At 70.1% G+C, this 16046-nt stretch carries 11 protein-coding genes; 4 read left to right on the forward strand and 7 right to left on the reverse strand.

Annotation, left to right across the window (positions count from 1 at the left end):
- Complete coding sequence (locus tag ACWPN5_RS25525) at positions 1 to 441, reverse strand: hypothetical protein (protein ID WP_145687916.1); 441 nt, start codon at positions 439 to 441, stop codon at positions 1 to 3.
- Positions 442 to 578: 137 nt separating this feature from the next.
- Here ACWPN5_RS25525 and ACWPN5_RS25530 point away from each other — a divergent pair, with 137 nt between their 5' ends.
- Positions 579 to 1367 carry a DUF3750 domain-containing protein gene (locus tag ACWPN5_RS25530; RefSeq protein ID WP_145687912.1) on the forward strand — a complete coding sequence of 263 codons (789 nt, stop codon included), beginning with the start codon at positions 579 to 581 and terminating at the stop codon, positions 1365 to 1367.
- Between the two features lie 3 nt (positions 1368 to 1370).
- On the opposite strand, the gene ACWPN5_RS25535 is transcribed toward ACWPN5_RS25530, so the two are convergent.
- Complete coding sequence (locus ACWPN5_RS25535; RefSeq protein WP_145687909.1) at positions 1371 to 2231, reverse strand: LOG family protein; 861 nt, start codon at positions 2229 to 2231, stop codon at positions 1371 to 1373.
- Positions 2232 to 2493: 262 nt separating this feature from the next.
- Between ACWPN5_RS25535 and ACWPN5_RS25540 the strand changes: the two genes are divergently transcribed.
- Together ACWPN5_RS25540 and ACWPN5_RS25545 are read left to right on the forward strand one after the other, a co-directional pair.
- The gene (locus ACWPN5_RS25540) at positions 2494 to 4899 is read left to right on the forward strand and encodes a hybrid sensor histidine kinase/response regulator (protein WP_492298156.1); all 2406 of its coding nucleotides are present in this window, start codon (positions 2494 to 2496) and stop codon (positions 4897 to 4899) included.
- Positions 4900 to 4964: 65 nt separating this feature from the next.
- The gene (locus ACWPN5_RS25545; protein ID WP_247888400.1) at positions 4965 to 5459 is read left to right on the forward strand and encodes a substrate-binding domain-containing protein; all 495 of its coding nucleotides are present in this window, start codon (positions 4965 to 4967) and stop codon (positions 5457 to 5459) included.
- Here the strand turns inward: ACWPN5_RS25545 and ACWPN5_RS25550 are convergent, their stop codons facing one another.
- Both ACWPN5_RS25550 and ACWPN5_RS25555 read right to left on the reverse strand, forming a co-directional pair.
- Positions 5460 to 5906, reverse strand: coding sequence for a group III truncated hemoglobin (locus ACWPN5_RS25550; protein WP_200476887.1), 447 nt, complete (start codon positions 5904 to 5906; stop codon positions 5460 to 5462).
- A 113-nt stretch (positions 5907 to 6019) separates the two neighbouring features.
- On the reverse strand, positions 6020 to 7009 hold the full coding sequence (locus ACWPN5_RS25555) for an AraC family transcriptional regulator (RefSeq protein ID WP_492298158.1): 990 nt from the start codon (positions 7007 to 7009) through the stop codon (positions 6020 to 6022).
- A gap of 88 nt (positions 7010 to 7097) precedes the next feature.
- Between ACWPN5_RS25555 and ACWPN5_RS25560 the strand changes: the two genes are divergently transcribed.
- Positions 7098 to 8078, forward strand: a complete 981-nt coding sequence (locus ACWPN5_RS25560; RefSeq protein ID WP_492298160.1) for an oxidoreductase — start codon at positions 7098 to 7100, stop codon at positions 8076 to 8078.
- 40 nt (positions 8079 to 8118) lie between these two features.
- On the opposite strand, the gene ACWPN5_RS25565 is transcribed toward ACWPN5_RS25560, so the two are convergent.
- The 3 genes from ACWPN5_RS25565 to ACWPN5_RS25575 all read right to left on the reverse strand — a co-directional run bounded on the left by ACWPN5_RS25565 (position 8119) and on the right by ACWPN5_RS25575 (position 15913).
- Positions 8119 to 8718 carry an RT0821/Lpp0805 family surface protein gene (locus ACWPN5_RS25565; RefSeq protein ID WP_200476890.1) on the reverse strand — a complete coding sequence of 200 codons (600 nt, stop codon included), beginning with the start codon at positions 8716 to 8718 and terminating at the stop codon, positions 8119 to 8121.
- Between the two features lie 123 nt (positions 8719 to 8841).
- Positions 8842 to 10944, reverse strand: coding sequence for a response regulator (locus ACWPN5_RS25570; RefSeq protein ID WP_492298161.1), 2103 nt, complete (start codon positions 10942 to 10944; stop codon positions 8842 to 8844).
- A 10-nt stretch (positions 10945 to 10954) separates the two neighbouring features.
- Positions 10955 to 15913, reverse strand: coding sequence for a HAMP domain-containing protein (locus ACWPN5_RS25575; RefSeq protein ID WP_247888639.1), 4959 nt, complete (start codon positions 15911 to 15913; stop codon positions 10955 to 10957).
- Positions 15914 to 16046 lie beyond the last annotated feature (133 nt).

A 16046-nucleotide genomic window follows, 5' to 3' on the forward strand; every position in this document is an offset into this window, starting at 1 on the left:
TCACGCCGCCGGCTTAACCCACAGCCATGCCGCGATGACGAAGGCGGGCAAGCGGCTGAGCGCCGCGTCGTCCCGGCCGGTCTCCTCCTGCCACGCCCGGTGACGGTCGAGCGCGGCCCGCAGGGTGGTCGCCCGCTCCGCCGCAGGGATGGCGGCCAGGGCGGTGTCCAGGCTGGTCAGGTAGGGTGGGAATTCCGCGTTGGGACCGGCGAGGCCGCGTTCCGTCCCCTCGGGGTCGAACCACGCCTCGGCGGCGGCGGTGTCGGCGCTGGGCGGGACGACCATGCCGCCGACATAGCCGGTGGGCTGCACCACCTTCCATCCCTTGCGGCTCGGTCCGGTGGTCCAGCCGAGCGCGCGGGCGACCTCCATTGTCGCGGCGCGGGTCGGCGCCTGCCGGGTGATGCGGTCCACAAGGTCGGTCGGGTCGGCGGCGGGCATCGGTGCGCTCCTTCTGCAATTCGTCCGGTGATGAACCATCCGAATGGTCCCCGACGCACAACATCGGTGGCGGGCCGGGCGATGACAGCCTATCTGGGAAACGGCCCATCAGGCGAGAGGGAGCGGTGCGGAAAAGAATGACGGCCACCATCCTGGTGATTTTGATGACGCTGGTCCTGCTGCTGGCCGGTCCGGCCTTCGTGATCGCGTCGGGAACGGCGACGCTCGGCGTGGACTGGAGCCGGGCGGACCGCAGGTCGGTCGGCCTCGCCCCCGATGCGGCCACGACGCCGGAAGCGGTGGTGCAGGTCTACGCCGCCCGCGCCCTGTCCTGGCGCGGCGCCTTCGGCACGCACCCGTGGTTCGCGGTGAAGCCGGCGGGGGCGTCGGCCTACACCGTCTACGAGGTGATCGGCTGGCGGGTCTACCGCGGCCTGCCGGCGGTGGCGGTCAGCAACCGCGATCCGGACGGGCGCTGGTTCGGCTCCGCCCCCGCCGTGCTGGCTGAACTGCGCGGTCCCGCCGCCGAGGCCGCCATCCCCAAGATCGCCGAAGCGGCTCAAAGCTACCCCTACGCCGGGGAATACCGCATCTGGCCTGGCCCCAACAGCAACACCTTCGCCGCCTGGGTGGGGCGGGCGGTGCCGGAGCTGCGGCTCGACCTTCCCTCGACGGCGCTGGGCAAGGACTATCTGGGCACCGGCCTGATCGCGCGGGCGCCCAGCGGCACCGGCTGGCAGGTCAGCCTGTTCGGCCTTGCCGGCCTCCTCCTGGCCAGGGAGGAGGGGTTCGAGGTGAACCTGCTGGGCATGACCTTCGGGGTCGATCCCTTCGATCTCGCGTTCAAGATCCCGGGCGTCGGGCGGGTGGCGCTGAGCGCTCCCGCGCCGACGGCTCCGGCCGCCGACAGTCCTCCGCCCGGTTGAGCCTCAGTTCTCCTCGGACGCCGACATGCCTGTGCCGGCGGGGCCGAGCGGCGGGTTGCCGCGCTTGAGGCCGAGCCGGGTCATGCAGTCCCACGCCTCCTCCGCCGTGTCGGCGATGTCGAACAGCTCCAGGTCGCCGGCGCTGATCATGCCGTGGTCGGCCAGGGCGCGGAAATTCACCACCTCGTTCCAGTAGTCGCGGCCGACGAAGACGATGGGCAGGCGCGACGCCTTGTTGGTGTTGCGCAGGTTCAGGATCTCGAACGCCTCGTCGAAGGTGCCGAAGCCGCCGGGGAAGATCGCCAGCCCGTTGGCGCGCATCGCCAGATGCATTTTCCGGATGGCGAAATAGTGGAAGCGGAAGGTCAGCTCCGGCGTGCTGTAGGGGTTGGGGTGCGGTTCCTGCGGCAGGCTGATGTTGAAGCCGATGCTCGGCGCCCCGGCCTCCTGCGCGCCGCGGTTGGCGGCCTCCATCAGGCCGGGACCGCCGCCGGTGGCGATCACGTTGTCGCGCTGCCCATCCTCGGTCGGCGCCAGGGCGCCGCCGCGTTCCGACACGATGCGGCCGAAGGTTCGCGCCTCCTCGTACCAGGCCGCCTGCTTGGCCCGCCGCTCGGCCTGCTGCCGTTCCTCGGGCGTGCGGGCGTCGCGGAGAAGCTGCTCCGCCCGTTCCGGCGAGGGGACCCGCGCGCTGCCGTAGACCACGATGGTGGACCGGATGCCCCAGGCCTTCAGCTCCGACTCCGGCTTGGCGTATTCGAGCATGAAGCGCACCCCGCGCATCGGCTCGCTCAACAGGAAATCGCGGTCCTCGAAGGCGATGCGGTAGGCGGCGGATTCGTGGTTCGGCCTGCTGTCCTTCATGCTGTGCTCCGGCATTCTGTGCTCCGGGTGGGGACGGGGAACGGCTTTTCGCCATGTGGGGTCGCGGGCGGTCCATTGCCCGGACTCAAAGGGTTTGCATTCAAAGCAATTGTGCCGCAGACCATTGGCAGGCGGAAGGGAAACCGGCTCCGTGTCTTTCCTTGCGCCTTGAGCTTGCCCACATCATGGGAAAGGCGGGGCCGGACCCGTTCCCCGGTGTCTTGTCCGCGTCTTGCGTCGAGTCCTGCCTGAAGGGGCCACGTTGACCAGCACAGAGCCGCCATGGCCTTCGACTGAGCGCGCCCGGCTGGACCGGCTGGAGAGCGACGGCGCGCTGGACACGCCACCGGAAGCGGTCTTCAACCGCTTGGCCCGGCTGGGTGCCCGTCACTTCCGCATGCCCGTCGTGACGGTCAACCTGTTGGACGGGACCCGGCAATGGTCCAAGGCCGGCTATGGGATGGAGACGGTGCCCGCCGAGCTGCGGCTGCCCTTCTGCCCCTTCGCCCTCCTCGGCGACGCGGTGCTGGTCGTCCGCGACGCGCTGGAGGACGACCGCTTCGCCGATCATGAGGCGGTCGCCGGGCCGCCGCATCTGCGCTTCTACGCCGGGGCGCCGCTGATCACGCCGGATGGCTTGCGGATCGGCACCTTCTCCCTCCTCGACCATGAGCCCCACCCCGAGTTCAGCGCGGAGGACGAGCGGGATCTGGAGGAGTTTGCCCGCCTCGCCATGCACGAGATGGAATCCCAGGCCGCCCGCCGTGCCGCCCAGGCGGCCGAACGGCTGCTGCGGGACAAGAACACCCTGCTGGAAAGCCTTCTGGAGAGCGTCACCGACCCGATCTTCACCAAGGACCGCGAGCGCCGCTTCACCCTGGTCAACGCCGCGACCGCGCGCCTGTTCGGCCGGACGCGGGACGCGGTGGCGGGGCTGACCGGCGGCGACCTGTTTCCGCCGGAGGAGGCGAAGCGCCTCGACGACCTGTGCGGGCGGGTGATCGCCACCGGGCGGGAGGAGACGGTCGAGGAGGAGTTGCCCTTCCCGACGGAGGACGGGCGGCGCGTCCTGATGATCAGCGTGATGCCCTTGCGCGACGACGGCGGAAGCACCACCGGCGTCGTCGGGGTGGCCCGCGACATCACCGCCCGCAAGCGCGCGGAGGAGGCGCTGCGGTCGAGCGAGGCGCGGTTCCGCACGCTGGTGGACAACACGCCGCTGCTCATGTGGATCAACCGCTCCGACGGCACGCCCGAATACTACAACGAGGAATTGCGTGCCTACACCGGGCAGGACCCGGAGACCATGTCGGCGTGGCAGGGCTTCCATCCGGACGACCGCGCCGCGTATCTGGAACTGCGGACGCGGTCGATTGCCGCCGGCACGCCCTATCAGAGCAACATCCGGATGCGGCGCGCCGACGGGGCGTGGCGCTGGCACCAGTGCCGCGTGGTGCCGGTGCGGGAAAAGGGGAGCATCGTTTCCTGGATCGGCACGGCGGTGGACATCCATGACATCCGGCGCGCCCAGCAGGCGGCGGAGGAGGCCGACCGCTCCAAGGGCCGATTCCTGGCCGCGGCCAGCCACGATTTGCGCCAGCCCATGCAGTCGATCCTGCTGTTCGCCGGGGCGCTCGACCCGCACGTCGCCGGCGAGGCCGGGCAGCGGGCGCTCGACCGGCTCCAGCAGGGATTGGACACGCTGAAGGATCTTCTGGACAGCCTGCTCGACGTGTCGCGCCTCGACGCCGGGGTGGTGGCGCCGCAGATCGAGGAGTTCCCGGTCGCCGACCTGCTCGGCCCGCTGTCCGCCGCCTACGCCCCGCTGGCCGAGGCCAAGGGGCTGGACTGGCGGGTCGTGCCTTTCACCGGCACGGTGCGCAGCGACCGCGTCCTGCTGGGGCGGATGCTGCGCAATCTGGTCGACAACGCCATCCGCTACACCGACCGCGGCCGCATCATGGTCGATTGCCGGCCCCAGGGAACCCGCCTGTGCGTCGAGGTGCACGACACCGGCCTGGGCATCCCACCCGACCAGCGGGAGCGCATTTTCGAGGAGTTCCACCAGATCGGCAACCCGGAGCGCGACCGCGACCAGGGCCTCGGCCTCGGGCTCGCCATCGTGCGGCGGCTGTCGCGTTTGCTCGATCACCCGGTCGATCTGGTGTCGCGTCCGCAGCACGGATCGATCTTCTCGGTCAGCGTGCCGCTGGTCCGCCACAACGCGCCGCATCCCCCGCCGCCCGCCCGAATGGCGCGGGACGAGGCCGCGACGGCGACCGGGGACGGCCGGCTGGCCGTGGTCGTGGAGGACGACGCCATCGTTCTGCTGGGGCTGGCGGCGATGCTCGGCGAATGGGGGTTCGAGGTGCTGTCCGCCGGGAGCACCGGCGAGGCGCTGGAGCAGCTGCGCAGCGGCGGGAGGCGTCCGGACATCGTGCTGGCCGACTACCGGCTGCGCCAGGGCCGCGTCGGCACCGAGGCCATCCTGCGCATCCGCGACCTGTTCGGCGAGGACGTTCCGGGCCTGATCGTCACCGGGGAGATCGGGCCGGAACCGCAGCGCGACGCCGCGCGCCATGGTCTCGGCCTGATGCACAAGCCGGTGACGCCGCGCCTTCTCGAAGAGGCGCTGGCCCGCCATCTTGGAGCCATCGGGCCGGCTTGAGCGTTGCTACCACCAGCGGCGCCGATGGCGCCGTGCCGTGAAAGAGTTCTGGAGGAGACACCAGCGTGCCATCCCTGTCGAAAGGCCTTGCCATGGTCGCCGTCGCGGCGGCGCTGGCCGGCTGCCAGTTCCCCGGATTCCCGTCGCCGCAGCAGACCGCCACCCTGCCGCCCCCGACCGTGCCGAAGCCGCCGCCGCAGGAGCGCGGCATCTGGATCGTCGGCAGCCCGTCCATGCGCGGGGCGGTCGGCACCGCGGCCAGCCGCTTCGACAGCACGCCCGATACCCAGCCGCGCTTGGTCGCCGAGGGCACCAACAGCGGCTTCCGCAGCTTCTGCGCCGGGGTCGGGCTGGAGCATCCCGACATGGTGGTGTCCGACCGCCCCATCCGGGCGGAGGAACAGAAGCGCTGCCGGGCCAAGGGCATCACCATGATGGAGTACGAGCTTGGCCCCAAGCAGTTCGTCTACGTCAAGGACGCCCACATGATGACCATCCCCGGCGTGCGCGACTTCACGGAGAGCTGGGGGGTGAAGGGCAAGCCGGTGCGCGGCGCCTGATCAGCGGGCAACGCCAGCGTCGGCCGCGGCCTGCTTGCGGAAGAAATCCACCCCCATCTGGATGCTGCGCCCGATGTTGACCGCGCGGTCCTCGAAAAAGGCGGCGGCCTCGGGCGTGCAGACCTCGGCCGTCGTCTCGCGGAACAGTTCCAGCCAGCGCTCGAAATGCGCCGGCCCGATGTCGAAGCGGACGTGGGCGGGCAGGGGGCGCCCGTCGTAGCGGTGGGTCAGCAGGGCGACCGAGGACCAGAAGTCGATCATCTTCAGCAGATGCGGCTCCCAGTCGGTGATCGCCGCGCCGAAGACCGGGCCGAGCAGGGCGTCGTCGCGGATCTTGCCGTAGAAGGTGCGGACGAGGGCTTCGATCATCGCCTCGTCGATGCCGGTCTTGGCGACCCGCTCGGCGATGGTGGCGGATTGGGGCGTGGAAGCGGTGGTCTGGTCCAAGGCGGAAGGGTCCTGAAAAAACAAGAGGCGAACAAGTCTCCGCACCATACGCGTTCCGGTCTCCCGCCGCCACCGGTCCCGTCGCGCTTCCGCGCGACGCCCGGGCAGTCCGCTCAACGCGTGATCGCGGAGCCATGGTCCAAAACGGCCTCCTTCTCCGTATCCGTCCGGTAGCGCACCGGTGAGACGCCCATGATGCGGCGGAAGGTGGCGCTGAAGGCACTGTCCGACAGGTAGCCCAACGAGGCGGCGATGGCCGAGACGGGCTCCTGCCCCTGCCGCAGCCGCGTGGCGGCGAGGCGCATGCGCCAGCGCAGCAGGTAATCGATCGGGGGCATGCCGACGCGCTCGCGAAAGGCGGCGGCGAAGCTGGAGCGCGACCGCCCGGCGATGCCCGCCAGTTCGGCCAGCGTCCAGTTGCGGCACGGCTCGGCGTGGATGGCGCCGAGAACCCGGCCGATCGAGGGGTCGAGGCTGGCCGCCAGCCAATTGGCCCCCCGCGGCGGCTGTTCGCTCAGATGCGTCCGCAGGGTGTGGATGAACATCAGGCGCAGCAGGTCGTTGCACGCGAGCTGTGACCCCGCCGTGCCGCCGCGCCATTCCTGGTCGAGCTGCTCCAGCAGCCAGCCCACCGGCGCGGCCCCCGGAGCGCCGCCGCGGATCATCAGCAGCTGCGGCAGCAGGTCGAACAGCAGGCCGCCGTCCAGCCGGTCGAACCACACGCTGCCGCCGAGGAAGCGCACCTCGTCGCCGCCGGGCGCGCCGGACCCCGAATCCACCTGGGCCACGCCATCCGATCCCCGGAACACCTCGTCGGCCGGAACCGGGGGCAGGTCCGGCGCGCTTGCCAGGACGAAGCCGCCGCGCACCACCACGAAGCAGTCGCCGGCGCCGAGGCGCTGCGGCGCGTCCATTCCGTCCGGCCCGTCCGCGCGAATCCAGCAGGCGCCGGCCGTGACCACATTGAACTTGATGGTGTGCGGCGGCCGGAAGCGGATCGACCAATTCCCCCGGGCGGCGAAGCGTGCCGAGCACAGGGTCCGGGCCTGCATCAGGCGAAGCACGTCCGACAGCACGTCGGCGGGGGCGTTCTGGACGATCACGACAGGATTCCGGACGGGGATGGATGGATCATCCTGGGCATATAGGTGACAACGGGGTCCGACGCCACGCCCAGCGAGGAGGCTCCCAATGATACACCCCGACCAGACGCCCATCGGGTCCGGCTTCGGCCCCGCCACCACCGCCGCCGAGGCTATCCGCGGCATCGATCTCGGCAGGAGGGTGGCGATCGTCACCGGCGGCTATTCCGGCATCGGGCTTGAGACGACGCGCGCGCTGGCCGAGGCCGGCGCGACGGTGATCGTGCCGGCGCGGGACAGCGTTCGCGCGGCGGCCGCGCTGACCGGTCTCGACCGCGTCGAGCTGGAATCGCTGGACCTTGCGGACGCCGCCTCGGTCGCCGCCTTCGCCGGGCGCTTCCGGGCGTCCGGTCGGCCGCTGTCGATCCTCGTCAACAGCGCCGGCGTCATGGCGACGCCGCTTCACCGCGACGCCGACGGGCGCGAGGGGCAGTTCGCGACGAATCATCTCGGTCATTTCCGGCTCACCCTGGCCCTGTGGCCGGCGCTTCTCTCAGCGGGGGCGGCGGGCGGCGCGCGCGTCGTGTCGGTCTCGTCGCGCGGTCACCAGATCGCCGGAGTCGACTTCGACGACCTCGACTTCGCGCGGCGCCCCTATGACAAGTGGATCGCCTACGGCCAGTCCAAGACGGCCAACGCGCTGTTCGCCATCGCCCTGGACCGCCGCGGCCGGGAGCATGGGGTGCGCGCCTTCTCGCTGCATCCGGGGCAGATCCTCACCGAGCTGGCCCGCCATCTGACCGCCGCGGAGATCGCTGGCTTCGACGCGCTGGACGCGGAGGGGCGCCCACGCATCGACCCGTCCCGCGGGATGAAGACCGTCGCCCAGGGGGCGGCCACCAGCGTGTGGTGCGCGACCAGCCCGCGGCTCGACGGCCTCGGCGGACTCTATTGCGAGGATTGCGATGTCGCCCCGGTCCACAGCGCGGCGACGGGGCGGCGCGGCGTCCATCCCTGGGCGGCGGACGACGCGCTGGCCGAACGGCTGTGGAGCGTCTCGGAGACCCTGACCGGCAACTCCCTGCCTTGAGGCGACGCGGTCGCCGGAACTGCCGGGGACCGGGGGACGATCAGGGAGTCGCGGCGAGGCGCCACTGGCCGTCGTCGCCGCGGCAGGCGGTGCCGGTGGCGGACTCCTGGCGGCCGTCGATGGTCACCTTGTGCTGGAACTCCTTGCACTCGCGCCCGGCGGAATCGCGCCCGGCGCGGATCGGGGTGATGGTGCCGCTGGTGTTGGTGCTGTCCGGGCTGTTCCAGCGGATGGTCTGGCCGACCGGCGCGTCGAGCGCGCGGGTCTCGGCGGTCTGCGCCGCGTTGCGGCTGCCCGGGCTCAGCTGCTCCATCAGGTAGCCGCCGGCGAAGTAGCCGAGCAGGCCGCCGGCGCCGATGGCCAGCAGGTTGCCGCTGCCCTTGCCGATCTGCGAGCCGGCGAGCGCGCCGACGGCGGCGCCGCCGAGCTTGCCCAGCAGGTCGTTGTCGATGCCGAAGGTGGTGTTGTTGCCGCCGTTGCCGAGCGGGCCGCCCTGCGGGTTGGTCTGGGTCGGCGCGCCGTAACCGCCCTGGGTGAACACCTGCGCCGCGGCGGGCGCGGCGGTCAGGGGCAGGGCGACCGACAGGCCAAGGCACAGGACGGAGGCGAAGCGGATCCCGGACAGGCGGACAGCAGGCACGTCGACTACTCCTTTATTGCAAGGCGACGGTCATCTGATCACCGCGGCCCCGCTCACGGTTGGGGCAAAAGGGCGACAATGACCTTTGATGAAAACGATGACCTTCGATGAAAATGGCAATCGTCAGGCGCTCTTCAACTCCGGGCGCGCCTCCGCCACGCCGCCGCACAGCGCCTTTCGCACGGCGCGGGCGAGGTCGCGGTCGCGGTAGGGCTTGATCAGGAACTCCGCGCCCGGCCCGTCACCGCCCAGGCCGCCGTCCACGCCGTGGGCGTAACCGGAGGCGTAGAGCGCCTTCAGGCCCGGATGGCGGCGCTGCGCCTCCTGGGCCAGTTCCAGCCCGTTCATGCCGCCCGGCATCACCACGTCGGTGAAGAGCAGGTCCACCCGCGGCTCCCCGGCCAGCACCGCCAGCGCCTCCGGCCCGTTCTCCGCCTCGACCACGGTGTAGCCGAGATCCTGGAGGGTCAGCACGGCGACCTGACGCACGTCGCGGTCGTCGTCGACCACCAGGATCACCTCGCCCTGGCCGGGCAGTGGTCCGGTGTCCTCGCGGTCCTCCGGCGTCTTCGCCAAGCGGACGGCGGCCGGCGCGCAGGGCAGATGGAGGTGGAAGGAGGTGCCGCGGCCCGGCTCGCTCTCCACCCGGATCAGCCCGCCCGACTGCTTCACGAAGCCGTGGATCATGCTCAGCCCCAACCCGGTGCCCTTGCCGATCTCCTTGGTGGTGAAGAAGGGCTCGAAGGCGCGGGCCAGGACCTCGGGCGGCATGCCGCAACCGGTGTCGCTCACGGTCATCCGCACGTAGCGTCCGGGGCGCAACTCCGCGTCCCCCTCCCTGGCCTCCACCATCGCGGTGGCGATGGTCAGTGTGCCGCCCGCCGGCATGGCGTCGCGGGCGTTGATGACGAGGTTCAGCAGGGCCGATTCCGCCTGGGTGCGGTCCACCAGCGCCGGGCAGAGGGATGGCGCGCTGTCGATCTCGACGGTGATCGCCGAGCCGAGCGTGCGCTCCATCAGCTCGCCCATGTTGCGGACCAGCGCCTCCATGTCCACGCTCTCGGGATGGAGCTGCTGGCGCCGAGCGAAGGCGAGCAGCCGCCGCGTCAGGTCGGAGCAGCGCAGCGACGCCTGCAAGGCCATCTCCACCCGCCGCGCCGCCTTGGGGTCGTCGAAGGCCATGCGGCCCAGCCGCTCCAGGCTGCCGATGACCACGGTCAGCATGTTGTTGAAGTCGTGGGCGATGCCCCCGGTCAACTGGCCAATGGTCTCCATCTTCTGGACATGGGCGAGCTGGAGCTGAAGCTCCCGCGTGTCGGTGACGTCCAGCACCGTGCCGCAGAGCTCCGGCGGCCGACCGTCCTCGCCCGGCAGCAGCATGGCCTTTTCAAGGAGCGTCCGGTATTGCCCGTCGGCGGCGCGCCAGCGGTACTCGACCGTGGACACGCCGCCCTGCCGCATCGCGTCGAACTGGACGGCGGCGCGCTCGCGGTCGTCCGGGTGCAGGCGCGATTCCCAGAAGCCGCCGTCCGTCAGGAAGCGCTCGGCGGGGAAGCCGAACAGCGCCTCGACATTCTCGGTGACGTAGCGGAAGGGCGTGCCGCGCTCCGGCCCGGCGGTGTAGAGCACGATCGGCAGGGAGCGGGCGATCATCGCCTGCCGCTCCTCCGACCGGCGCAGCGCCTGCTCGGCCTCCAGCTTCTCCGCCCGCACGCGGTAGTTCTCGGCCATCAGCCGCTCGCGCAGGGCGGCCTGGCGCTTGACCTCCTCGGTCTTGCGGTACAGCTCGACGAAGACGGTGACCTTGCTGCGCAGGATCACCGGGTCCACCGGCTTGAACATGTAGTCGACCGCTCCCGCGGAATAGCCGCGGAAGATGTGCATCTCGTCCTTGTTGATGGCGGTCAGGAACAGGATGGGGATGTGCCGCGATTTGCGGCGGTTGCGGATCAGCTCCGCCGTCTCGTAGCCGTCCATGCTCGGCATGTGGACGTCCATCAGGATCGCCGCGAAGTCCTGGTCGAGAATACGCTTCAGCGCTTCCTCGCCGGAGCGGGCGAGGATCACCGTGGCGTCGAGGTCGGCCAGCGTCTCCCGCATCGCCAGCAGGTTCCGCGGGTCGTCGTCGACGACGAGCACGCGGACCTCCGGCGGCGGCAGGCCGGCGTCGTCGATCTCGGCGAAGCCCGCGGGAGTTTGGCTGTGGGGCATCAGGGTGTGGGGCATGGACGTCTCCTCACTCCTGTCCGGCGTCGTGGCCCATGGAGGGGCCGTCGGCGGGGCCATCGGTGGAGCCGGCGTCCTGCCGGCGTCCGGCCCAGACCCGCAACAGCGACAGCAGGTGGTCGATGTCCACCGGCTTGGCGAGATAGTCGGTCGCCCCCGCCTCGATGCATTTCTCGCGGTCGCCCTTCATCGCCTTGGCGGTGACGGCGATCACCGGCAAGCCGCGCCCGGCCGCCGTCGCGCGGATTTCCCGGATGGTCTGATAGCCGTCCATCAGCGGCATCATGATGTCCACCAGCGCCACGTCGAGGTCGGGGTGCGCCTTCAGCAGGTCCAGCCCCTCCGGCCCGCTCTCGGCGTGCAGCACCGTCATGTCGTGGGCCTCCAGGACGCTGGCGAGCGAGAAGATGTTGCGGAAATCGTCGTCCACGATCAGCGCCTTGCGCCCCGCCAGCACCGGGTCGCGCTGACGGATCTGGTCGAGCGCGTTGCGCTTGTCGTCGGGCAACCGGTCCACCGCCCGGTGCAGGAACAGCGCCGTCTCGTCGAGCAGCGAGTCCGCGGAATGCACGCTGCGCAGCACCACCGTTTCGGCCAGCCGGCGCAGCCGTGCCTCGTCCTCCGGCGCGATCGCGTCGCTGACATAGGCGACGACCGGCATCCAGGCGGTGGAATCGCGGGTGCGCAGGCTGTCGATCAGCTCGAAGTCGCTGGGCTGGGGGATCGTCAGGTCGAGCACCATGCAGTCGAACCGCTCCTGCGCCAGCAGGGCGCGGGCGGCTTCGGCGGAGGCGACGGTGCTGATGTCGATGTCGTCACCGCCCTTATCGTGGTCGATCAGGCCGGCGATGCCGCCGGTCTCCGGGTTGGGGACCTTCTCGACGATCAGCAGCCGGCGCTGGTGGCGCTCCACGAAGCCCTTGACCTTGGCGAGCGCCGCGAAGATCGCCTCGCGGTCGGCCGGCTTCTCGGTGTAGTCGAAGGCGCCCATGGCGAGACCCCGGCGCCGCTCCTCCTTGGCGGAGATGACGTGCACCGGGATGTGGCGGGTGTGCGGGTCGCGCTTCAGCAGGTCGAGCAGCGCCCAGCCGTCGATGTCCGGCAGGCCGATGTCCAGCATCACCGCGTCCGGGCGGTACTTGCGGGCCATCGGCATGGCCGGGCTTCCGGCGTGGGAGAGGATCGCCTTGAAGCCCTTCTCCCGCGCCAGATCGACCAGGATCGAGGCGAACTTCACGTCGTCCTCGACGATGAGCACCACCGGGTCGCCGGGGCGGATGCGCTCGCGGTCGTCGGCGACGGGGGGGTGCAGCGGCAGCGCCAGCCGCTCCTCCGGCCCCGGCACGACGATGGGCCGCGTCGGGGTGGGGAAGGGGGCCAGCTTCGGTGCCGGGTCGCCGTAGCGGGCGACGTCGAATTCCATCGGCACGTAGAGCGTGAAGGCGCTGCCCGCCCCAGATTCGCTCTGCACGCGGATTTCGCCGCCGAGCAGGCGGGCGATCTCGCGGCTGATCGACAGGCCGAGGCCGGTGCCGCCGTATTTGCGGCTGGTCGTGCCGTCGGCCTGCTGGAACGCCTCGAAGATGATGCGCTGCTTGTTCTCGGGGATGCCGATGCCGGTGTCGACGACGGTGAAGGCCAGCACACCCTCCGCCGCGTTCAGCACGGGGTGGGCCGCGCTCCAGCCCTCGCTGGCCAGCCCGACGCGGAAGGTGACGCCGCCGGTCTCGGTGAACTTGAAAGCGTTGGACAGCAGGTTGTTCAGCACCTGCTCCAGCCGCTTCTGGTCGGTCTGGATGGCCACGGGCCGCGGCTGGGTCATGTCGATGTCGAAGCGCAGCCCCTTCTCCTCGGCGAGCTGGGCGAAGGTGCGCTCGACATGGCCGCGCAGGTCGTCCAGCACGACGGCACCGATCTCCAGCGTGACCGTGCCGGACTCGATCTTCGACAGGTCGAGGATGTCGTTGATGAGATTCAGCAGATCGGAGCCGGCGGCGTGGATGGTGCGGGCGAACTCCACCTGCCGGGGGGTCAGGTTGTGGTCGCCGTTGTCGGACAGCAGCTTGGACAGGATCAGCAGGCTGTTCAGCGGGGTGCGCAGCTCGTGGCTCATGTTCGCCAGGAACTGCGACTTGTACTTGGAGGTGAGGGAGAGCTGCTCGGCCTTCTCCTCCAGCGCCTCGTTGGTCTGGCGCAGCTTCTCCTGCTGGGCCATCAGCAGCTCCTCCGACTGGCGGAGCGAGGCGGCCTGGTGCTCCAGCCGCTCGTTGGTGGTCTTCAGCTCCTCCTGCTGGCTCTGCAACTCGGCGGTCAGGCGCTGCGACTGCTTCAGCAGCCCCTCGGTCCGCATGTTGGTGGCGATGGTGTTGAGGACGATCCCGATGCTTTCCGTCAGCTGCTCCAGGAAGGTGCGGTGCGTCTCGCTGAAATGGCCGAAGGAGGCCAGTTCCAGCACGGCGTTCACGTCGTTCTCGAACAGCACGGGCAGGACGATGATGTTCAGCGGCGCCGCCTCGCCCAGACCGGAGCTGATGCGAACATAGTCCTTCGGCACATTGGTCAGCAGGATCGGCTTCTTCTCGTGCGCGCACTGGCCGACCAGACCCTGCTTCAGCGTGAAGCGGGTGCCCAGCCCGTCGCGCTCCTTCAGAGCGTAGCTGGCGACCAGATCGAGGACCGGCTCGTCGCCCTCGCGGCTGGTGACGTAGAAGACGCCGTGCTGGGCGTTCACCAGCGGCGCGATCTCCGACAGGATCATGTTGGTGACGGTGACCAGATCGCGCTCGCCCTGCAGCATGCGGGTGAATTTGGCGATGTTGGTCTTCAGCCAGTCCTGTTCCGCGTTCTTCTGCGTCGTGTCGCGCAGGTTGCGGATCATCTCGTTGATGTTGTCCTTCAGCGCCGCCACCTCACCCGACGCCTCGACGGCGATGGAGCGGGTGAGGTCGCCCTTGGTCACCGCGGTCGCCACCTCGGCGATGGCGCGGACCTGGGTGGTCAGGTTGGCGGCCAGCTGGTTCACGTTGTCGGTCAGGTCGCCCCAGACGCCGGTGGCACCGGGCACCTTCGCCTGTCCGCCGAGCTTGCCTTCGATGCCGACCTCGCGCGCCACGTTGGTCACCTGATCGGCGAAGATGGCCAACGTCTCGATCACGCCGTTGATGGTGTCGGCCAGCGCCGCGATCTCGCCGCGCGCAGCCACGGTCAGCTTGCGCTTCAGGTTGCCCTCGGCGACCGCCGTCACGACCTCGGCGATGCCGCGCACCTGACCGGTCAGGTTGGCGGCCATCATGTTGACGTTGTCGGTAAGGTCCTTCCAAGTGCCGGCGACACCCTTCACCTGGGCCTGCCCGCCCAGCTTGCCCTCGGTGCCGACCTCGCGCGCCACGCGGGTGACTTCCGAAGCGAAGCTGTTGAGCTGGTCGACCATCGTGTTGATGGTGTCCTTCAGCTCCAGAATTTCGCCTTTCACGTCGACGGTGATTTTGCGCGACAGGTCGCCGTTGGCCACCGCCGTGGTGACGTCGGCGATGTTGCGGACCTGATTGGTCAGGTTGCCGGTCAGCAGGTTGACGTTGTCGGTGAGGTCCTTCCAGGTGCCGGCGACGCCCTTCACCTGGGCCTGCCCGCCCAGCTTGCCCTCGCTGCCGACCTCGCGCGCCACGCGGGTGACTTCGGAGGCGAAGCTGTTGAGCTGGTCGACCATCGTGTTGATGGTGTCCTTCAGCTCCAGGATCTCGCCCCTCACGTCCACGGTGATCTTGCGCGACAGGTCGCCCTTCGCCACCGCCGTGGTCACCTCCGCGATGTTGCGGACCTGACTGGTCAGGTTGGTCGCCATCGCGTTGACGTTGTCGGTGAGGTCCTTCCAGGTGCCGGCGACACCCTTCACCTGGGCCTGACCGCCCAGCTTGCCCTCGGTGCCGACCTCGCGGGCGACGCGGGTGACTTCGGAGGCGAAGCTGTTGAGCTGGTCGACCATCGTGTTGATGGTGTCCTTCAGCTCGCGGATCTCGCCCTTCACGTCGACGGTGATCTTGCGCGACAGGTCGCCGTTGGCCACCGCCGTGGTGACGTCGGCGATGTTGCGGACCTGATTGGTCAGGTTGCCGGTCAGCAGGTTGACGTTGTCGGTGAGGTCCTTCCAGGTGCCGGCGACGCCCTTCACCTGGGCCTGCCCGCCCAGCTTGCCCTCGCTGCCGACCTCGCGCGCCACGCGGGTGACTTCGGAGGCGAAGCTGTTGAGCTGGTCGACCATCGTGTTGATGGTGTCCTTCAGCTCGCGGATCTCACCCTTCACGTCGACGGTGATCTTGCGCGACAGGTCGCCCTTCGCCACCGCCGTGGTGACGTCGGCGATGTTGCGGACCTGGGCCGTCAGGTTGGCGGCCATCAGGTTGACGTTGTCGGTGAGGTCCTTCCAGGTGCCGGCGACGTCCTTCACCTGGGCCTGCTCGCCCAGCTTGCCCTCGATGCCGACCTCGCGGGCGACCCGCGTCAGCTCCGCCGTCACGGTGACGAGCTGCTCGACCATCCGGTTGACCGTGCGGGCGGTCTGCCGGAACTCGCCCTGCAGCGGGCGCCCGTCGACCTCCAGCGGCATCGACTGCGACAGGTCGCCCTTGGCGACCGCGCCGATGACGCGGGCCATCTCCTGGGTCGGCTGCGTCAGGTCGGCGACCATGGCGTTGACGCTGTCCACGCAGGCGCCCCAGCCGCCCGAGGCGGTGGGCAGGCGGACGCGCTGGCCGATGCGCCCCTCCTTCCCGATGGCGACGCTGACCCGGCCGACGTCCTCCACCAGGGCTTCGTTCATCTCCACCACGTCGTTGAAGGCGGCGGCGATCTCGCCGTCCAGCCCATCCAGGTCCAGCGGCAGGCGCACGGAGAAGTCGCCCTTGCGGAACTGGCGCAGCGCGCGCAGGAGAAGCTGGGGAGAAAGCCGGTCGTGAGCGTCCGTCATCGTCATGACGCGATGGTCCCTAAGAAGTCCAGGCCTGTGTCTCGGATGTCCTCTCGCGCAGGGTTGGCGCGCGCCCGGCGGAACGCCGGAATGGCCGCGCGCCGGAGCGGCGCAGCCATGGGACGGCAAGCGGAAGGCA

The organism is Azospirillum sp. UENF 211521 (assembly GCF_058780535.1).